The 20,342-nt window shown below is 57.8% G+C and carries 14 protein-coding genes; 10 read left to right on the top strand and 4 right to left on the bottom strand.

Annotated elements, in window-relative coordinates; genetic code table 11:
• The 9 genes from VL547_RS21865 to VL547_RS21825 all read left to right on the top strand — a co-directional run.
• Positions 1–961 (top strand): formylglycine-generating enzyme family protein (locus VL547_RS21865; RefSeq protein ID WP_325582009.1); only part of this gene is annotated, 961 nt, incomplete at its 5' end.
• Positions 961–3,105 (top strand): hypothetical protein, encoded by a 2,145-nt coding sequence (locus VL547_RS21860; protein ID WP_325582006.1) that lies wholly within the window; start codon positions 961–963, stop codon positions 3,103–3,105. The genes VL547_RS21865 and VL547_RS21860, both read left to right, overlap by 1 nt.
• Positions 3,105–4,247: a glycoside hydrolase family 172 protein gene (locus tag VL547_RS21855; RefSeq protein WP_325582004.1), complete on the top strand. Its 1,143-nt coding sequence runs from the start codon at positions 3,105–3,107 to the stop codon at positions 4,245–4,247. The genes VL547_RS21860 and VL547_RS21855 overlap by 1 nt, the downstream gene beginning before the upstream one ends.
• A gap of 6 nt (positions 4,248–4,253) precedes the next feature.
• Positions 4,254–7,103, top strand: coding sequence for a TIM barrel protein (locus tag VL547_RS21850; protein ID WP_325582002.1), 2,850 nt, complete (start codon positions 4,254–4,256; stop codon positions 7,101–7,103).
• The gene (locus VL547_RS21845) at positions 7,100–10,498 is read left to right on the top strand and encodes an alpha/beta hydrolase-fold protein (protein WP_325582000.1); all 3,399 of its coding nucleotides are present in this window, start codon (positions 7,100–7,102) and stop codon (positions 10,496–10,498) included. Before VL547_RS21850 ends, VL547_RS21845 begins: the two co-directional genes overlap by 4 nt.
• Positions 10,495–12,102, top strand: coding sequence for a DUF5597 domain-containing protein (locus tag VL547_RS21840; RefSeq protein ID WP_325581998.1), 1,608 nt, complete (start codon positions 10,495–10,497; stop codon positions 12,100–12,102). The genes VL547_RS21845 and VL547_RS21840 overlap by 4 nt, the downstream gene beginning before the upstream one ends.
• The gene (locus tag VL547_RS21835) at positions 12,095–13,237 is read left to right on the top strand and encodes a polysaccharide deacetylase family protein (RefSeq protein ID WP_325581996.1); all 1,143 of its coding nucleotides are present in this window, start codon (positions 12,095–12,097) and stop codon (positions 13,235–13,237) included. Before VL547_RS21840 ends, VL547_RS21835 begins: the two co-directional genes overlap by 8 nt.
• A 126-nt stretch (positions 13,238–13,363) precedes the next feature.
• Positions 13,364–15,451 carry a RecQ family ATP-dependent DNA helicase gene (locus VL547_RS21830; protein ID WP_325581994.1) on the top strand — a complete coding sequence of 696 codons (2,088 nt, stop codon included), beginning with the start codon at positions 13,364–13,366 and terminating at the stop codon, positions 15,449–15,451.
• 9 nt (positions 15,452–15,460) lie between these two features.
• Positions 15,461–16,663, top strand: a complete 1,203-nt coding sequence (locus VL547_RS21825) for a DNA-processing protein DprA (protein ID WP_325581992.1) — start codon at positions 15,461–15,463, stop codon at positions 16,661–16,663.
• Between the two features lie 9 nt (positions 16,664–16,672).
• Here VL547_RS21825 and VL547_RS21820 read toward each other — a convergent pair whose 3' ends face one another.
• Both VL547_RS21820 and VL547_RS21815 read right to left on the bottom strand, forming a co-directional pair.
• Positions 16,673–17,059, bottom strand: coding sequence for a VOC family protein (locus VL547_RS21820; RefSeq protein ID WP_325581990.1), 387 nt, complete (start codon positions 17,057–17,059; stop codon positions 16,673–16,675).
• Positions 17,060–17,093: 34 nt separating this feature from the next.
• Positions 17,094–17,477 (bottom strand): helix-turn-helix transcriptional regulator, encoded by a 384-nt coding sequence (locus VL547_RS21815; RefSeq protein WP_325581988.1) that lies wholly within the window; start codon positions 17,475–17,477, stop codon positions 17,094–17,096.
• Between the two features lie 175 nt (positions 17,478–17,652).
• On the opposite strand from VL547_RS21815, the gene VL547_RS21810 reads away from it, so the two are divergent.
• Positions 17,653–18,798, top strand: coding sequence for a dipeptidase (locus tag VL547_RS21810; RefSeq protein ID WP_325581986.1), 1,146 nt, complete (start codon positions 17,653–17,655; stop codon positions 18,796–18,798).
• On the opposite strand, the gene VL547_RS21805 is transcribed toward VL547_RS21810, so the two are convergent.
• Positions 18,793–19,029: a hypothetical protein gene (locus VL547_RS21805; RefSeq protein ID WP_325581984.1), complete on the bottom strand. Its 237-nt coding sequence runs from the start codon at positions 19,027–19,029 to the stop codon at positions 18,793–18,795. The two genes, VL547_RS21810 and VL547_RS21805, sit on opposite strands and share 6 nt — an antisense overlap.
• A 39-nt stretch (positions 19,030–19,068) precedes the next feature.
• A complete protein-coding gene (locus VL547_RS21800; protein ID WP_325581982.1) occupies positions 19,069–20,148 on the bottom strand; it encodes a TlpA disulfide reductase family protein in 1,080 nt (359 codons plus the stop codon).
• Positions 20,149–20,342 lie beyond the last annotated feature (194 nt).

Genomic DNA, 20,342 nt, shown 5'->3' with positions numbered 1-20,342 from the left:
GCGATATAAAGACAGTGTGGTCCTGGAATTTACGATCGAGGGCCGCGGGTATGGCGCCGTGCTGGCCACCTCAGGGGAGGTACCTGCTGTCGGCGCTGCCCCACGGTCCTTGGGGAGCTTTTCCTCCACCTGGACGCCGCTGCCGCAAACGATCGTCAGGACCGGAACCACGCCGCGCGTCGTCCAGCCGCCGCCGGGGATGGTGAGGATACCCGCCGCGAAGCGGTATGCGTTCGTGTCCGAAGGCGTGATGCTCGAGGGCGGTGACCTGCCCGCCGCGAACGGCATACAACATCCCTGGCAAACGCAACCCGCGAAGTCCTTGACGCATACGATGGACATTCCTTCTTTCTATATCGACGTTTACCCGGTGACCAATGCGCAGTTCCAGCGGTTTATGGAAGCTACGCATTATCATCCGCGGGATAGTCACAACTTCCTGAAGGACTGGCGGGGCGGTCATTACCCGGACGGCTGGGCCGACAAACCCGTCACCTGGGTGTCGATCGAGGATGCCCGGGCATATGCGACCTGGGCGCACAAACGCCTGCCGCACGAGTGGGAGTGGACCTACGCGGCCCAGGGAACCGACGGCCGTGCGTACCCGTGGGGAAATGACCGGGACAGTACAAAAGTGCCCGCGACCGACAGGGGCCGGCGTATAAGCCCACCCTATGCGGTAACGGCTTTTCCCGGCGGCGCCAGCCCGTTTGGCGTCAGGGACCTCGTGGGTAACGTCTGGCAATGGACCGACGAGTACCGGGATGCGCATACCCGCGCCGCGGTCCTCAAGGGTGGCAGCCGCTACCTCCCGAAGGGGGACTATTATAAAGGGCAAAGCCCCACCGGCTGGTATTTCCCTCCGGTCACCGACGTGCTCCACTACGGAAGGTACCTGTTGCTGTCGCCGGGGGAAGACCGGAGCGCGACCGTGGGTTTCCGCTGCGTAAAAGATAGATGATGAAGCACCTGATACGATATGCCTGGATTTTGTTGTGTAGCGGCGCGTCCGCACAGACGATACAATATGCGCGCGACCGCCTGGCCTTCCGCTGGAACGTCGAGCACGATAGCGCGGTGGTGACGCGTCTGCCCGAAGGCGGAACGCTCTGGCAGGGCAGCCTGTTGCCGGCGTTCTGGCTGGAAGTGGGAGGCCGAAAGCAATTTGTAAAAACCTCGATGACCTCCTTGTCGAAGACCGACAGCGGTTGGTCGATAGCCCTCCGTGTCGGCGCCCTCGGCGAGGGTAAGCTGCTGGTCTCCGTGGAGCCGTGGGGGATACGCTTTAAAAGACTAGACGTGCGGTGGGCGGCACGGCCACCCGCGCTGATCGATATGTATTACGGCGTTTCCGATCAAGCCATAAAAAGGTCGGGCGTATGGCCCACCTGGGACAGGCCCTTTATGCCCGATTGGCGATCCCTGTTGTATTGCGTACCGGGCGCCAAAGGCGGCACCGCGAAAAGCTATTTCCGGATGTGGGACTTTGGCCAGGCCAACGTGGCGCTCGGGAATTTCGGGCCGGCCCTGGGGTCGCCTTACGGGGCCGCCTATCCGAGGCCGTTGTTGTATGCGGGGATGGGCGCCGACAGCGGTTTTGTCGCCGTCGGCGCGGGCAGTATACCCGACGCGGCCCTGTCGCTGCGGATACAATCCACCCGCGGGTGTTTTGAGTATGTCTATGACGAAGATATCTGGGGCGCCCTGCCGGGGAACCGGCGCGTATGGGACGAGCCCTTGCGGATCTGCCTGGGCGATAACGCCTGGACCGCGTTCAAACAATATTACGGGTCGTTTCCTGTAACGGGAACGGCGTCGATAGCCCCGCGTTCCTTTTTTAACACGTGGGGCGTATGGCGGAATAAAACATACTTTATCCGGCCGATCGCCGACTTTGCCAAAAGCCTTGGCGCGACGACCCTCGTCCTGGACGACCCCTGGGAAACCTCGCAGGGGTCCGGGATGCCCAACCGGGACCGTTTCCCGCACTTCGACGAAGACATCGCCTATATCCGCGATCAGGGGATGTCCGTCGGCTTTTGGGAAACGGTGGGCTGGGTCAAGGACCCTTTCGCCCTTGGACTCACCAAAGACGACCTCCTCCTGGACCGTAACGGCCACCCGTGCATGGCCAACTGGAACTTCGATCCATCCAGCGACACCTATTATTGCCTCGACCCCAGCTCGGCAAAGGTGCGGGACTTTTTGAGGCGGCGGACCATCCACGTGATGCAAACGCTCCAACCGGTCATCCTCAAGGTCGACTTTATGTATGGCATGCCCTCGCCCTCGATGGCGGTGCCCCGCGATCCCCGGTACCGCGGGGAGCGGTTGGGTGCGGAGCTGGTTCACCTCGTCGCGGCAGCCGCCAAAAGCGTAGACCCCCACGTCATCATCCAGGGTTATGGCACGTCGCCGCTGGAGCTGGAGGATCTGGACATGGTCTCGTTGGACGACCAGGGCGACCTTTGGTATGACGTCGCGGCCGGCCACCAGCAATGGAGCATGTGGGGCGCCCTGCTGTCGGACCGCCACGTCGCGCTGTGCGGATCGTCGGGTTACGACTGGGACCGCGACGACGAGGCGGTCCTGAATTCCTGCGTCCTGGGCGCGCCCGGGGCGTCGCTCCCCATCGACGGGACGCCGGACGTCTATTTCGACCGGAGGCTCGCGGTATACAAATGGTACCGCCATACCCTGAACTGGACGCCGGTCTGGATGAACAGCGACATGGGCGGGTATACCCGGCCGCAGCGGTTGAACTGTTGGGGGCGGATGGAAAAGACCGGCGGCGACCCGGTGCTGACGGCGCTCGCGCTCCGGGACGGCGGCGCCGCACCCGCGTTGCCGCGAGTGCGGTGGAAAGGGCGGTGGGCGCTGATCTCCCAGGATAACCATGATATATTTTCCACGCCCGCGCTGGCGATCATCCCCTTCGATACCGGGATGATCTCCATAGCGTGTCCCAGGCCGTCCGCGGTAACCCGGCTGACGCGTTCGGGTATGCAACCCTTCGACGGTTGGCATTGGTCGGATGGATGGCTGACGATCGGGGTTTCCGGGGAATTGCTCGGCCAGACGGGCGGATTTTTAATCAACCGATAATGGATCGTAACTTTTATATAATCCTGTTGCTGATGATGGCAACAGCACCGGCAACGGCGCAGCTGTATCATTTCGACGCCCACTCCCTGCCCCGGTGGAGCAGCCCGGAGAACCGCAACGGCGTACAGGGCAAGGGCGCGATGGCGGGCGGGGGCAACAAGGGACAGGCGTCGTTTACCCTGGCAGCCGGGCAGACGCTGGACCTCCTGGACATCCGAGGCCAGGGGATCATCCATCGTATATGGATCACCGTGACCGACCGGTCCCCGCGTATGCTCCGGTCGATGCGGCTGGAGATGTACTGGGACCAATCGGACAAGCCGGCCGTCTCGGCGCCCCTGGGGGATTTCTTTGGGGTCGGGCTCGGGCGGACCGCGCGTTTCCACAACGCCCTCTTTGCCGACCCGGAAGGCCGGTCATTCAATTGCTTTATCCCGATGCCGTTCCGGACGGGCGCCCGGATCAGGCTGGTCAACGAATCGGGGCAAACGATGGGGAACGTCTTTTTTGACGTGGACTACGAGCTCACCGACCGTTGGGACCCCGACAATTTGTATTTCCACGCCTGGTGGCATCGCGACACCGCTACCGCTTTGGCTTCCGACTTCGAGCTGCTGCCCACTGTGCAGGGTCGCGGCCGCTTCCTGGGCGTGAACATCGGCGTCACTGCCAACGCCGCGTATGGCGACCTGTGGTGGGGCGAGGGTGAAGTTAAGATGTACCTGGACGGCGATACCCAATATCCAACGCTGGCGGGCACCGGAACGGAAGACTATATTGGCACCGGCTGGGGCCAAAACGAATTTTTTAACGACTACACCGGTTGCCTGGTCGCGGATACCGGTCATCGACAATGGGCCTTCTACCGGTACCACCTGGCCGACCCCATCTTTTTTCAAACCAGCTGCCGGGCGACCATCCAGCAGATGGGCGGCGGTCCTTCACGCAAGGTGCACGCCCTCCAGGCGGCGCACGTGCCACTCACCATCACCCACGCCTATGGCGGCGCCGATGGCTGGACGAACTTCTACCGGTCGGACGACGTATCGGCTACCGTATATTTTTACCTGGACAAGCCCGTGGAGGCGCTGCCGCCGTTACAAGCAGCGGCCGTGCGGACCGCGGGGTTGTCTGCTCAATAACGTCCTATGCGCCTGTCGAGAAAACGATTTTTACACGATGTGGGGGTTACCCTCGCGGGGGTTGCCGTGCTACCGCAGGGTGCCGCCCGGAAGGGCCGCACCGGTCTGCAGCTCTACTCCGTCCGCGACGAAATGAACCGCGATGCGCCCGGTACGCTGCTACAACTCGCCAACATGGGCTATCGCCGGCTGGAGCACGCGGGCTATTGGAAGCGTAAATTCTATGGCCGTACCGCAAAAGAATTCCGCGATCTGCTCGACGGCCTTGGCCTGACGCTGCTCAGCGGCCATGTGTTCATAGGTCCGGAACACTGGCAGGACGGTCACTTCACGGACGAATGGCGCTATACTGTGGAGGACGCGGCCGCCGCGGGGCAGCATTACCTCGTTACGCCTTCCATCGCCGACGATTGGCGGAAGGACTATGACGCCCTGGTCCGGCACCTGGACGTGTTCAACCAGTGCGGCGCGTATTGTAAAAAATGGGGCCTCACCTTCGGCTACCACAACCATAGTATGGAATTCAACAACCGGCTCGACAACATGACAGTCTACGACATCATCCTGCAAAAGACAGATCCATCCCTCGTGGCGCAACAGATGGACATTGGGAATATGTATGCGGCGGGGCAGGATCCCAGGGATATCCTGAAAAAGTATCCCGGACGCTACCCCCTTTTGCACGTCCGGGACGTGATCAAAAGCCCCGGCGCGGGCGAACGGAATACGGGATACGACAGCACCGTGCTCGGCGAGGGTATTATGCCCGTCAAAGCGATCCTGTCCAAGGCGCTGGCCATGGGCGGGACCACGGACTTCATCATCGAGCAGGAGTCGTTCCAGGATCGCCCGGAACTGACCTGTGCCCGGGCGGACCTTAGCTTTATGAATAGGCTTGGATTCCTGATTGCCATGTTACTGTTCCTGGTAACAGGCGCCGGTGCGCAGGACATCGTCCAACGCAACCTCCTCCACCGGTATTCCCTGGATAAACTCCAATCCGTCCTGATCCGCCACGACCAATGGCATCCCTTTCCGCGCACGGCCGCCGAATGGGCGGAGCGGGTTCCCGACTCGATCCGCCGGTGGGTCGTCGAAGAAGGAGAAAAACACCTCCGCGATACCTTCGCACCCATCCCTGCCACGCTCTACCTCGATTTCCAGCGGACCGGCAACCGGACGCGCTTCGAGGACGTGAGCTTTAACAAACGAGCGCAACTTTTTTCACTGGTGCTGGCCGAAGCCATGGAGCAAAAGGGCCGTTTTACGGATGAAATCATGGATGGCCTGTGGTCGATATGCGAGGAGACCTTTTGGGGCGATCCTGCGCACTACTACCTCCAAAAGGCCGGCATCGGGTTGCCGGACGTCGAAGACCCTTCCGTGGACATCTTCTCCAGCGAGACAGCCGAAATACTCGCCCTCACGGACTACCTTATCGGTCCGGAGCTGGAGAAGATATCCCCGTTGCTCCGCCGCCGGATCTACTACGAGGTCAACCGCCGGGTGCTGGCGCCGCTGGAGCGCGACAGCGTGGCGTACAGCTACCTGGGCGCAGGCCACGCGGACGCGCCCGTCAACAACTGGAACGCCTGGGTGATCAGTAACTGGATGATCAGCCTGTTGCTGCTGGAGCACGACGATAACCGCCGCGCCAAAGAGCTCCAGCACGGGATGGACCTGCTGGATAACTACATCAACGGTCTTGGGGAAGACGGCGCGGTGGATGAAGGCCCCAGCTACTGGTTTGGCGGCGCGGGGCGGCTGTTCGACGCGCTTACGCTGCTCAGCAACGCCACCCATGGCGAGGTTTCGGTCTATGACGCGCCGGTCATCCGTCGCGTTGGCGAGTATATCGAAAAAGTCCACATCGCCGGCGACTACTTCGTCAATATCGCCGACGCCTCTCCTACCATCAGCGCCGACGGGCTGCTTATCTATCGCGTCGGCCGCGATCTGAAAGACGACAACCTCGAGCGATTCGGCGCCTGGGTATATCACCATATCGACGACCATAAATTCTATTCCAAAGACTGGTCCAAGCCCCGCGTCGTGTGGAACCTGCTTGCCCTGACCGATTGTCAGCGGCTCGATCCGCCGTTGCCCGCCGTTGGCGACGTCTGGATGGGTAATTACCAATTGCTCACCGTTCGCGCGAGCCCGTCCGCGGACGGAGTGCCGGGCTTGTTCCTGGCTACCCACGCGGGGCACAACGGCGAAAGCCATAACCACAACGACGTAGGGGACGTCATGGTCTATTCAGAGGGTCAGCCGGTGATCATCGACGTGGGTTTCGGGACTTATAACCAAAAGACCTTTTCCAAGGACCGTTACGACCTCTGGTACCTCAACTCGGCGCACCACAACGTCCCGCTGGTGAACGGGTACCAGCAACCGGCGGGCCGGCGCTATACCGCGACGGACGTGCGCTTCAACGGCTCTGCCGATAAGCCTGCGCTGCAAATGGATATCGCCCGCGCCTATCCCGGCGACGCCGGGATACGGTCCTGGAACCGGACGGTATCGCTCGACAAGAAAAGCCTTACGGTTTCCATACACGACGACTTTGCGTTGTCCGGCCGCAAGGGTCCGCTGACGCAGACGTTCATGACGGTCTGCGCCGTCGACCTGGACAAGCCGGGAAAGATCGTCTTTACCATACCGGGCCACCGTTCGGTCGTCCTTGAATACGACACCTCGGCCTGGTCCGTGAGCAAGGAAACGATGGAAACCAGCCAGCCGGATGAAAAGCGTATCGCCGACAACTGGTCCAACCGCCCCATTTACCGGTTGCTGCTGACGAACAGGGGGAGCGGTACAACCGGTCGTTTTATTTATACCATCAAACAGCAATGATGATTTACCGGGCCTTCTTTCTCGTTTTTCTAGTGGCCGCCTTGGGCGCCCAGGCGCAGGATACAACCTGGATATCGCCCCCCACCGGGGCGGGTCCCGGATACGAGGGACAACCGGCCTACTTCGACCGCACGCATTTCAGCAAGGTTTTTGGCCATGACAAATATTACAGGGTGTATCTGCCGGAAGGGTACGACCATGGCAGGCGCCGTTACCCCGTCATCTATTTTTTCCACGGTTGGGGCGGCCGCCACTATATGGACGACAACGCCAAACTGGACTATGTAGCGCTCAAGGGCGTCGTCGACAAATACCAGGTGATCCTGGTGATGTGGGACGGCAATATCGACCTCTCCGAACGACGGCCCTATAATGTGGGCAACCACGAGGACGTGAAGTTCAGCGTACAGATGAAGGACTATTTTCCCGAGCTCTCCGGCTATGTGGATAGCGCTTACCGTACGCTTGCCGATCGCGGGCACCGCGGTGTCATCGGTTTTAGCATGGGTGGCTTTATGTCGTTGTTCCTCTCGGGGAAGTATCCGGATAAGGTATGCGCTGTCGCCAGCTTCGCGGGCAGCCCCGAGTTTTTTGTCGGTTACCCGGACAACCAAACCCTGTACCCGGTGCGGTATACCTTTGCCAACCTGCGCCAGGTCGACACGCGCATCCGGAACGGGAACTCCGATATCCTCTACGGGCTTAACCGGGAGGTACACGCGGGGGCGCTTTGGGACGAACAGGCCCCCGTGACGTACCGCGAGTTCGACGGCGGTCATATGATCGACCGGCCGGGGGAAACGGCCGCCTTCGATACGGCGGTCGCCTTTATCACCCATGCCTTCAAACGGTCCCCCGCGCCGCCGCCCACGGGATGGTCGCACTACGACCCTTACCCGTGTTTCGACGTGTGGGGTTATTCTGTTTGTAGCGATAAACATGAGCCGGGGTTCCAAATGCTCCGCAACGTCGACAAATCGGGCTTCGGATATGCCACCTATCGCTGGCTGCCACGCGGGCCGGCGATCGAAGGCGTACACGCGACGGTCACGACCGCGGCGGGGTACAAACCGGGCGCCTCCTACCAGGTCTCCGCCTACGGGGAGGGCCGCGTCACGGAGCAGAGCGTCACAGCGGACGCGCACGGCCGTCTTACCCTCACCCTCGACGGCGACGCCGAGGTGGGTATATCCACCGATAAAGATCCCGCTGAATGGGTCTACCTCGACTTCAGCGCCCTCGAGCACGACGGCCGCAATGCCGTCACCGGCGGCTTTCTACTGCCCGGCCCGGGCAACCGCCTGGACCTCCGGCTGTTTAACCGCGGCGGGTGGAAGGCCGCTTCCGGTCACGTGCGTGTCGACATCCGCACTGCGGATACGTCCGTACACTGGATCGATACGACCGTGGAAGCCGACGTCACGCCGGGAGACCGGTTGCTGGACCTGCCGCCCTTCCTGGTCGCCTGTTACAAAACGCCGCCGCCCCACGGGGAGCCCGCGGATATCCGTTTCCATATTACTATCCATGCCGGAAGCCGCGCCACCCGGGATGAATTCACCGTGCCGGTTTTCTTCGACGCGCCCACATTCGACAGCATACGGGTCGACGACGGGCGGCGCGTCCGAGACAGTAGCTACGGTACGGGGAACAATAACGGTCTGGTGGATGCGGGCGAAAGGATCATGCTCTACCAGGGACGCCACCGCCTGCGGTTGTACACGCGCGATCCCTACGTCATCACCGAGGATGAGCGGCTGGCGGACGAGGACCTGCCCGCGCGATGGCCGGACGGTTTTACCCTCAGCTCCGTCGTACACGTATCCCCGAATTGCCCGGACGGGCATAAGATCGTGTTCCTCGCGAACTATGAGACGAAAACCTTCAACCCGATCTTCAGGGACGTTACCTGGGGGCGTGCCACCGTTACGGTGCACCACACGGCGGGGACGCCTGTCCCGGCGAGCAACCCACTGTCAGGCGGCCGTCCGGCCTCCGCGGAGGACCCGCTGGCTGGCGGCCGCAAAGTGCTCATGGACGACTTCTTTGGCGTCAACGTCGGGAACTGCACCGCCGATCCGCGGGAAATCGCCCACGTGGCGGGGTGGATCAGGGATTATTCTAACTGGCCGTGGCTCCAGCCGGAGAAGGGCCAATACAGGTTCACCGACGCCCTTGGCCGGATGAACTACGATGCTTACTACCGCTCCCTGGATTCCCAGCACATAAAGTCGCTGTTCGTCGTGCAGCAAACCCCTAAATGGGTTAGCGGGTCGCCGGTCGCCTTTGCGCCCGCCGCGGGACAGGATGGCCTCCACCCCGAACAATACACCGACGCGGCGAGCTTCTTCTACCAATTGACTGCCCGGTACGGCAGCAGGAAGACGGGGAACGCCCTGACCCGGGACAAGGTCACCGGTCTGAACCTCATGAACGCCATCGAAGTCTACAACGAACCCGACGGCGGATGGGGCCAGTATATGAGCCTCGCGCAATACGCCGCGCTGCTCAACGCCGCCTATGACGGAAACGGACACACGATGAAGGGCGCCTATGGCATCAAGACCGCCGACCCCGACATGGTCGTATCGATCGGCGGCCTGGCCAATAACCTGCACTCCTTACAAAAAATCGTCGCCTATGCCGGCCGTGCGCCGTTCGACGTGATCAACGCGCACTACTATACCTTTCAGCAGGTACGGGAGGACCTGCGGGTATCGGTGGCCCCGGAGTGGAGCAGCCTCGTCCCCGACATGCGCGAGATGTATGAATGGGCGCGCGACCACACGCCAGGCAAGCCGCTCTGGCTGACGGAGATCGGCTGGGATACCAAGGACCATAGTCCCGAGTACGTCTCCGAACAGGACGCGGCCAATTACCTGATCCGGAGCTACCTGCTCGCCCTTGGGGTGGGCGTCGAAAAGGTATTCTGGTTTATCTGGAGCGACATCGACGACACCGAAAAACCGATCGTGTTCACCTCCAGCGGGCTTTTTGAAAACGCCGCCGCGAAGTATAAACCCAAACTTACGTATTGGTATAACCGGAGCTTCAAACAGTGGCTCACCGGGTATTATTATGACGCCAACCGGTCGTTTGCCGGGGGCGATTCCACCGTGTACGATTATCGGTTCGTCACCCAGGACGGGAAAAAAAGGATGGCGGTTTTGTGGTATTGTCCCCCATTCCAATACTATTTCCGGCCGACCGAAGGGTATCCCGGATCGGTGGTCTATGACTTCGCGCTGCCGGACACCACCTGGCGCGTCACGCGGGTGGTGCGACCGTCGTCGGGCACCGCCGACGGGATTATGCAACCGTATCACGAGACGCACGATGGTATCCGGATAACGCTGGAAGCCACCCCCATCTTTATCGAAATAGAACACCCATGAGATATGTTTGCCTGTTTCTATTGATCACGTCGCGTTTGGCGGCCCAAACCGTCTCCCGGGTCGTTCAAAACGATAACGGCACCCATACCTTCGAGGTGGATGGCAAACCCTTTATCGCGCTGGCCGCGCAGTTGTGGAACAGCAGCGACTGGCCCTACATCCTCGACAAAGAATGGCCGCAATTGAAGGAACTGCATTGCAATACGCTCGAAGCGCCGGTCTACTGGCAGAACATTGAGCCGGAGCCGGGCAAGTTCCGTTTCGATGAGCTGGATTCGCTCCTGGAAGGCGCCCGCCGCAATGACCTGCGCCTGGTCCTGTTGTGGTTCGGGTCGTTTAAGAACGGCAGCAGCCAGTATGCACCCGAGTGGGTGCTGTCGAATCCTGCGGCCTATCCCCGCATGCGTAACGCTGCCGGTGAAGAGATCCAGGTCCTGTCCACGGTGTCCGCCGCCAACCGCGCCGCCGACAAAAACGCTTTTGCGGCCCTGATGCGCCGGCTAAAGGAGACCGATGGGCGGCAACATACCGTAATCCTCGTCCAGGTCGAAAACGAATCCGGTTCATTGGGGACGGACAGGGACTACTCGCCCGCCGCCAATGCACTTTTCCATCAGCCGGTGCCGGCCGACCTCGTACAACAACACGGCCACCCCGCGGGGACCTGGGATGAGGTTTTTGGCACGCAGGCGGCCGAGACCTTCAGCGCCTACGAGCTGGCCTCGTACGTGGAGGAAGTCGCCGCCGCGGGTCGGAGCCAGTACGATGTCACGATGTACACAAATGCCTGGCAACGCGAATACCGTTTCCGGCGGCCCGGAGCCGATTTCCCATCCGGCGGCCCGGTATCGACCATGATCCCAATCTGGAAGAGGATGGCGCCATCGCTGGCGTTCCTATCCCCCGATCTATACGAGCCCAGTGCGTATGTGTTTGAGGACTTTTGCCGACAGTACGCCATCCGGGGGAATGCTTTTTATCTGCCCGAAATGGGCAAAGGTATCGAATACGCGCGCGAGCAGTTCTACGCGTTGGGGCGATTTGACGCGATGGGTGTGGGTACCTATGGGGTCGATCCGTTTGGTGTCGATCCCACCGACCAGCGTGTCAAAGACCACCTCGACCTCAAATTCGCCAGCATTGCGGACAACTACCGGCTGTTGCGCGGCGTCACGGGTGAAATCGCGACCCTGCAAGCGACCGGTGCTCTCCGCGCCGTGGGGGAAGAACCAGGCGTGCGCGAGCAACTGCTGACGCTAGGCGATTACGACATCCTATGCTCTTTTGGCTTTCCCACCTATCGGACGGTGTCGGGTACCGGCCGGGCGCTGGTCGGGCAACTGGGCCCGGACGAGTTCCTGGTAGCCGGCTTTGACACGAGGTTCGAGTTCCGCCCTCGGTACGGTAGCGGCTTCGCCTCCGCGGAATACCTGGTGATCGAGGAGGGGTCCTACGACAACCAGGGCGCCTGGGTGCGGAAACGGATCTGGAACGGCGACGAAGCTTACCATTCGACGCTCACGCCCGACGGGGCGATCCTCCGCATACGGTTGCGCCGCGTGGCGAAAGCTTATTCCGGACCGGCAAAACAAAACTTTGAGTAAGCTATTCCTGCTGCTGTCCATTCTCGGCCGGCCGTACGCGGGCCCCGGTGATTCCGTCGTGCTCACCCTTACGCTGGCGCATCCTGTAACCCGATACATACTGGTCCCGGCCCCCCTGAAATACAACAAGGCCTTTGCCTGGAGCTTCACGCTCGACGATGGCCTGGCTTCCGCGTACCTCGTGGCTTTCCCCTTCCTGAGCGGCGGTCAGGTGTCACCTTCCTACATCGATCGCTGGGGCAAGGACCAAGGCGGCGACGGCCGGTGGTATCCCGGCTTGTATTACACCGATGGCTGCGGGAACCGCATCCCTTTCACGGCTGCGCTGGCGATCAACGGCCACAGCATCGTGGATAGCGTCACGGGCCGCGATGGGAACCTGTCCTGGCAGCAGTTAAGAACGATGGTGGCCGCGGGATGGGACGTTTTCAATCACGGCTACACCCATGCGACCGGGCGCGGGGTACATGCAACGTACGAGGTGTACGCGAACGATACCGCGGTGGAACGCCACCTCGGCTACCACGTCACCCAATTCGTCATACCCGGCGGCAAGGACGACAGCATCAGCCGGGAGCCTTATGTCGAAGCCGCCAGACGAGAGGGTCTCCAGGCGGTGCATTGCGGGTGCTTTCCGCAGGATGGGCGGCTGGACGGGGCGTCTTTCCTTACGGGTCGCCAGTTCGTACGCAGCGCGGATTTCGATACGCGCGCCGTTTTTTCGGACCTGACGGCGCGCCTCGCCTCCGGGCAACAAGCCTGGATCAATGTGTTCACCCATGCGGTTGGGAACGACGACCTATGGGGAATCAGTCTCCGGTTCCCCGATCTCAAGGCCCTCTTTGATACGCTCGAGACCCGCTATGGCGCCGGCGGCCAGGACAACGCATGGGTAGCGTCGTACCAGGAGGTACAGGAATACCGTATGCTCCTCCGCCGGCTAGGTTATACCATCCGTATCTCGGGATCGTGCGTCCTATTGACGTGCGCGCGGCCACCGGCCGGTCTCCGGCACAAAGCCATGACCTTTCTTTGGACGGCGCCCTCGCCGGTCGTGGGGGTGGCTTGCCAGGGGTGCGCGGTGGAAAGCTTCTCGAAGAGGGGGGGTACGCAGGTGATCAATGTAATTTTATGACTGATTCAGGACTTACACGGAGATAGGGATCCAAATATCGGGACTGCGCGAAGGGGGGTTGTGTTTCATGTTTGTCCTTTTATGTTTTTACCGTATCTTATACAACCCTCACAACATCGCTAGCATATGGAAAAACGAGCCGCATTAACACTATTGCGCACCTCCCTCAATGACCCAAAAGCTGAATTTAGAGAAGATCAGTGGGAAGCCATTGATCTATTGGTCAATCAACATAGAAAATTAATGGTTGTCCAGAGGACGGGCTGGGGAAAAAGCGCGGTATATTTCATCAGCACCCGCATCTTAAGAGACCAGGGCTATGGACTCTCCATTATTATTTCCCCTTTGCTTGCTTTAATGCGGAATCAAATCGTATCGGCACAGCGGCTTGGCATAAATGCAGTAACGATAAATTCTACAAATAAAGAAGAATGGGAATCGGTAAAAAGGGAAATACTGGATGATAAAGTAGATGCCCTGCTGATTTCCCCTGAAAGATTGGCAAACGAAGATTTTATGGAAGAACTTCTAATGCCAATAGCGGAAAGGGTCGGCCTGCTTGTCGTAGACGAGGCTCATTGTATTTCAGACTGGGGACATGATTTCAGAACGGACTACAGGAGGATTGTCAATATCCTTCGGTTTATGCCTAATGGCATACCGATTCTGGCAACGACTGCCACCGCCAATAACAGGGTCATTGAGGATATTATCGCCCAACTCGGTGATATTGATATTCTTCGTGGGACCCTGGTTAGGGAAAGCCTGGCATTACAAAACATTATACTTGGAGACCAGGCTGCCCGATTGGCTTGGTTAAAGGAGAATGTTCCTCTTCTTCCGGGAAGCGGCATAATTTATACGCTCACCATACGGGATGCGGACCAGGTAGCGAGATTTCTTAAAAATAATGGCATTAATGCAGAAGCCTATCATTCAGGTATAGATGGACAAGATGGCTCGGAAGGCAGAAGGGTACAATTAGAGGATGCTTTACACAACAATAGAATAAAAGCCTTGGTGGCGACTTCGGCACTCGGTATGGGATATGATAAACCGGATCTTGGATTTGTTGTCCACTATCAGGCTCCGGGCTCCCTTATCGCCTATTATCAACAAGTAGGACGGGCTGGAAGGGCTATAGATAGCGCATTTGGTATATTACTTTCAGGAAAAGAAGACAAGGAGATATTGGAATATTTCATAGATTCCGCTTTCCCTTCCGAAAATTGGGTAAACCAGATACTCGAAGCGCTCGGCCGGTCTGACGATGGACTGACGTCGATAGAGATGGAGAGTATCCTAAATCTGACTCGGGGACAAATAGAAAAGGTTCTCAAATATCTGAGTGTAGAGAATCCTTCCCCTATAATAAAATCTGGTTCAAAATGGATCAGAATCCCCGTTGCTTATCTGCTGGACAAGGAAAAAATCGCTCGTTTGTCCGCGCAAAAGAGAAGCGAATTAGCTGAGGTTCAAAAGTATATATCCAACGGGAGCTGCTTGATGCAGTATTTACGTGCGTCTCTGGATGATCCCGAAAACGGTCGATGCGGGAAATGTGCATGGTGCTTGGGAAAACCGCTATTTTCATTGGAGCCAACCATTAAAAACATTTCAGAGGCGCAAGCGTTTTTGAAGCACTTGGAGTTTGATATAGAACCACGCAAAAAGATTCCGAGGAATGCCTTGCCTACATATGGCTGGTCAGGCAATATCAAGGAAATCTATCGAGCAGCACAGGGAAAAATACTATCAAAATGGGAGGATGCTGGCTGGGGAAGGCTGGTGGCGGAAGGAAAACATAAGGGAAGATTCAGTGCCGAACTGGTGAACGCCGTTGCGGAGATGCTGAAAAAGTGGGCGCCTGATCCATATCCAACGTGGATTACTTGTGTCCCTTCTTTACGACATCCCGACCTGGTGCCAAAGTTTGCCCAAGAGCTCTCCGAGCGACTAGAGCTGCCGTTTTATCCTGTAGTTGCAAAAATAATTGAAACCGGGGCTCAAAAAACTCAGCAAAATAGCTACTTTCAATGCAGAAACCTGGATGGTGCATTTAGCATTCGCGGGAATGTCCCTTCGGATTCGGTTTTCCTGGTTGATGATGCGATAGACTCCGGTTGGACATTGACCATTGTCGCATACTTATTGCGCTTATCGGGTAGCGGGCGGGTTTTCCCTGTTGCTCTTGCGTCAACCGGGCATAGTTAATAGAATTGTATGATGTCGGAAAGAACAAAAGCAATCTTATTATTTACTTCGTATTTGGGTAAGGAATCCGAGGGACAAAAGCCACTGTCCTTGACAGAATGGAATAGATTTGCCAGATGGCTGCAGACTAAGAATTTGAATCCAGAAGATTTGTTAGGCATCAGCGCCCGGCAACTTCTATCCGAATGGAACGACCAGTATATATCCCCATCCAGGTTAATAGGTCTTTTAGAACGAAAAGCCGCATTAGCTATTGCACTTGATAAATGGACCCGTGCGGGCGTTTGGATTTTGAATAGAGGGGATATTGCCTTTCCTAAGAGGATTAGGGAAAAATTAAAGCATTTAGCGCCCAATATCTTATTTGGAATTGGTGATCCGCAATTACTAAATAAGCGTTATGTGGCGGTAATCGGATCTCGAAACGCAGAAGAGGCCGATTTGACATTGGCCTATAAATTAGGTAAGGATGCATTTTCCCAAAATATGGGAATAGTTTCCGGAGCCGCCAAAGGCGTCGACGTGTCTGCCATGCTGGGCGCCCTTGAAAACAGCGGATTTTGTGTGGGAATTGTTTCGGATTCGCTCATTAAAAAATCTTCCGGCAAGGAATTTAGAGACCACATCGTGCAGAAGAGGCTTGTACTTGTTTCACCCTTTAGCCCCGAAGCAGGCTTCAATGCCGGTAATGCCATGGGGCGAAATAAGCTTGTCTATGCAATGTCTGAACTGGCTATCGTGGTAAAATCGGATGTTACAGGTGGCACATGGGAAGGTGCGAAAGAGAATCTGAAAAACGGTTGGGTCCCGCTTTGGATTTGCCGTTCGCCCGAAAAAGGGAACCAGGATCTCGTTAAGTTAGGCGGCAGCTGGCTGCCGGAATATGATCAATTTGACGAAAAAAAACTGCTTAACAAACCAGGGCATCAGGAGGACTATACACTTTTTTCACCTCCAAGAGAAACACTCTCAGAGCCTCTAAAACTGACGCGCAGTAATATGGACTTTTTCTCTTTCTTTATATTAAAATGGTTTAGCATATTCAAAAATACAGCGGTTGAAAAGACGGAGATTGAAAAAGCGCTTCAGTTGACGTCAAAGCAAGTGGATGCATGGCTGGAACTGGCCTTAGAGTTGGAAGCAGTCGCAAGAAAAGAAATTCCCGACCATCAGCTTTGGTATTTGCGAAAAAGGGTCGAAGTGATTGAATGATTTTTTCCGCTACATAACCTGGAAGATCTGGATGTTATTACCGCAGGTATCGTCAAAAACGGCAATCTTCGCCGTCCCCATTACCGTCGGGGCTATCGGGAACACGACGCCGGCTGAACGAAGACGTTCATATTCCGCATCGACGTCGTCGGCAAAAAAAGCCGTCAGCGGAATACCCGCCTTATAGAGCGACTCCTGCCAGGCCACCGCCGGCGGAAATCCCAATGGTTCCAGCACCACCTCCACTCCATCCGGCTCATCCGCCGATACAACCGTCAACCAGCGATGATCCCCCATCGGGATCTCCGTCTTCCTGACAAAACCCAGTTTTTCCGTATAGAAACGAAGCGCCTGTTCCTGGTCCTTCACCAATACGCTGACCAATCTTACTTTCATAATCGATATTTCGGGTAAAGATACCTGTAGCCGGTTATCGGATATTGCGCATCTGCCGGTATGCCGCGGGAGCTTTCCCCGTCATGCGCCGGAAGAGAAGGGTAAATGACGGGACACTGGAAAACCCGACGCGGGCGCACACCACTTTCACCTCCACGCCCTCATCCAGCAACCCCTTGGCCAGCTGGATCCGCCGTTCGGTGAGATACCGGTAGGGCGTCCTTCCGTAACACCGGCTGAACTGCCGGATGAAATGAAACTTCGACACAAAGACCTCCCGCGCGATCACATCGAGATTCACCCCGTCGCAGCACCGCTCGTCGATCATGCGCCTCGCCATGCGGCATCGCTCCAGGACCGCGGCGCAGGGAAGGTGCTCGCGCGCAATCCGCAGTACTTCCTGTTGATAAAAGGTCATTCTGTAAATTACAATTTTAGCGCTATACTTGTCTATGCGCGTGCAAACCCTTCCAGCGCCCCGCGGCCGCCTACGCCGGCAAGGTTGAACGCAACAATTTCCCGTTTCACCGATTCGGGCACTTCCATGTGCCCGCGAGGCGATAATTTCATCCAAACAAGCAATAAAGATTCATATGCATAAAACCAACAGGCGTCGCTTTCTTTCCACGATCGCCGGCACGGGCGCTTTTGTGATGGCAAAACCCTTTTGGTCCTGGGCGGGCCCGGAGATCGACCCGAGGGTGGCGGCTATCGTTGCCGGGACGATCGGTATCGATACCCACAACCACATCGACGTTCCCCTCGACAGTGAAGAGCTACCCGGCCCGGACGCAGACCTGGCGGGTGAATTGAAAAAATCGGGGTTATCCGCCATATGCATGACCTTTGCCACGGATTACAAACGGAACGTACAGCCGGGTGAGGCGTACCAGCGTTTCCTCAACGGTCTTTCGGCTATGGATACCCTGCTTCAACGCAATAACATGAAGCGGTCCCTGAACCTGGCGGATCTGCGGTCCGCGCACAAAGACAAACGCCCGACCGTCATTCAATCGGTGGAAGGCAGTCACTTCCTGGAAGGGAAGCTCGACCGCGTCGGGGCTGCGTACAGCCGGGGGCTACGTCACCTGGGGCTACTCCACGACAGCGATGCGTCCGTTCCCCTTGGGGACGTGTACACCCATCCGCCGGCATTTGGCGGACTCACCCCTTTCGGGGCCGATGTCATAAGGGAATGCAACCGGCTCGGCATCCTGGTCGACCTTGCCCATGCCAGCAACGACACGATCGATGCCGCGCTCAAGATCGCCGCGCACCCGGTCCTCATTTCCCACACCGGGCTCGATACCCGGCTTGGGAAGAATCCGGACATGGCCCGCATGATGCGCCCACGGCTTATCAGTAAGGAGCAAGCCAAAATCGTAGCGGACGCGGGCGGCGTTATCGGCGTCTGGACGCACCTCGCCGATTCGCCGCTGGAGTTCGCCCAAAATATCCGGGCAATGGTCGAGGTCACCGGGGTGGACCATGTCGCCATCGGCACGGATACGAAGCTTACGCCGGCGTATCGGTCGCCCCAAAGCAACCCCGGGGGACCCGGCGGGCGTGGTGGATCGAGGCCCGGCGAACGCACCAATACGGCATGGACCGATCAGCAGGCCGGCTTTTACTACGTGGTAGTCGACGCTCTGTTAAGAAACGGGTTTTCGGAAGAAGAAATAGGAAAGATCGGCGGCGGCAACTACTGTCGTTTGTTCGGCGCCGCCACGAAGTTATAGTCGCGCGGCTTCCTGCGCCTTCAACCGGTCGATTTCCGCTTGCTGGGCTTTCAGTTGCGCCTGCATTTGCAGTAAAAGCGTCTGTTGCTCACCCAGCCGCTTATCCGCTTCCGCGGAGTAAAGGGTTAGCTCCTCCACTTTTTGGAGCAGTTTTGTTGTAAAACTACTCGGCTCCACCCCGTCATTTTGCATCTGATCCGCCGGGGCCACCCCCGGTAAATGGTGATACAACCGGATGGTGAATTTGAATCTATGATCGCCTGGCGGGCTTTATTGCCGGAGCCCTATCGCCTTTTCAATCTCCTCATCCGACAACCCTATCCCCACAACCTTCCCTTCCTTATCCAGCAGGATATTGGTTGGGATCGCCCCGAGGGCATAAAAAGCGCCCAGGTCCCCGTTCATGCCGCGGACGTCGATCAGCTGTGTCCAAGCCAGGTGGTCCTCGTGGATGGCTTGTTTCCATTTTTTGGCATCGGCGTCCCAGGATACACCGACCATCGCCAGGGTTGCGCCGTCAATCTTATTATGCAGGGCCACAAGGGCGGGGGATTTCTGTCTGCAGGGACCGCACCAGGATGCCCAGAAGTCGATCAGGACATACTTTCCCCTGAAGCTTTGCGTATGTACTATAGCGCCCAGCGAGTCGGGTAAGCTTACGTCGTGAAAAGGCGTACCGATGAAGGGATGTTCGGACCGCTCGCGGTGACGGAGCAGTTGGTTGACCGTTGAGGCGACATAGGTCGATCCGAAAACGGGGTCGATCTTGCCGGCCAGTGTCTTTAGCTGGGAATAGCTCAGGCCCGTCGCCTGACCGATGAGGTAGGGGCCGGCGATGTTGTGGGGGGGCTCTTCCAGGAAACGCAGCAGGTGGGCGTAGTACTGGTCATTAAACGAGTCTTCGCCAACACCGGAGGCCTTCAGGCTATCGAGCCAGTGCTCGAAAGCCCTTTTCCGGGTCTCGGTCGGCGAGCCCTCGACGCTGGTTATGACGAGATGATTGAGGGTATCCAGCTGTTTGTCCCGCCCTTCAAACGTCGTCATATTTGTCGTGCAGGTCAACGAAACCGTATGGCCGTCGATAAAGAAGTCCTGTATCAGCGACTCCTGGTCCAGGTGCAACCGCGCCAGGGCGGGCTTTTTGACCGTCCCTTTAAAGCTGAACTTCCCATCCGTTATGTCCGAGGATAAGCTGTCCCGCTGTCTGTAATTGTTGTCGAAAAAGAGGTGGATTTTCCCGTGATAGGTTCCGGTGATGACGCCCTTTACCTCGTAGGAGGTCTCCTGGGCGATAGTGGATTCGGCGGTTGTGAGGGCAAGGATGAAAAAGACCGTTCTGGTGGCCAACATTGGCTAAAGGTTTTGTATGGAACGTATAAAGGCCTCAAAAAGTGTCCTTTAGCCCAGTGCCAAAAAATAAATTTGCGCAACCAATCTTTTGCATATACATTTGCAAACATATGGTTGCTCATAAAATGCGGCGTGACATCTTCCACGCGATTGCGGACCCGACGCGCAGGAACATACTTATCCTGTTGGCCGCG

Source organism: Dinghuibacter sp., from assembly GCF_035492835.1.
Taxonomy (GTDB): Bacteria; Bacteroidota; Bacteroidia; order Chitinophagales; family Chitinophagaceae; genus Dinghuibacter.
Note: the sequence above shows the minus strand (reverse complement) of the source record. Positions and strands in the feature narration are given on the sequence as shown.

Excerpts from the sequence above, each read along its gene's own strand:
- VL547_RS21860 (WP_325582006.1), top strand. The coding sequence starts at position 961 with ATGAAGCACCTGATACGATATGCCTGGATTTTGTTGTGTAGCGGCGCG.
- VL547_RS21855 (WP_325582004.1), top strand. The coding sequence starts at position 3,105 with ATGGATCGTAACTTTTATATAATCCTGTTGCTGATGATGGCAACAGCA.
- VL547_RS21850 (WP_325582002.1), top strand. The coding sequence starts at position 4,254 with ATGCGCCTGTCGAGAAAACGATTTTTACACGATGTGGGGGTTACCCTC.
- VL547_RS21845 (WP_325582000.1), top strand. The coding sequence starts at position 7,100 with ATGATGATTTACCGGGCCTTCTTTCTCGTTTTTCTAGTGGCCGCCTTG.
- VL547_RS21840 (WP_325581998.1), top strand. The coding sequence starts at position 10,495 with ATGAGATATGTTTGCCTGTTTCTATTGATCACGTCGCGTTTGGCGGCC.
- VL547_RS21830 (WP_325581994.1), top strand. The coding sequence starts at position 13,364 with ATGGAAAAACGAGCCGCATTAACACTATTGCGCACCTCCCTCAATGAC.
- VL547_RS21825 (WP_325581992.1), top strand. The coding sequence starts at position 15,461 with ATGATGTCGGAAAGAACAAAAGCAATCTTATTATTTACTTCGTATTTG.
- VL547_RS21820 (WP_325581990.1), bottom strand. The coding sequence starts at position 17,059 with ATGAAAGTAAGATTGGTCAGCGTATTGGTGAAGGACCAGGAACAGGCG.
- VL547_RS21815 (WP_325581988.1), bottom strand. The coding sequence starts at position 17,477 with ATGACCTTTTATCAACAGGAAGTACTGCGGATTGCGCGCGAGCACCTT.
- VL547_RS21810 (WP_325581986.1), top strand. The coding sequence starts at position 17,653 with ATGCATAAAACCAACAGGCGTCGCTTTCTTTCCACGATCGCCGGCACG.
- VL547_RS21800 (WP_325581982.1), bottom strand. The coding sequence starts at position 20,148 with ATGTTGGCCACCAGAACGGTCTTTTTCATCCTTGCCCTCACAACCGCC.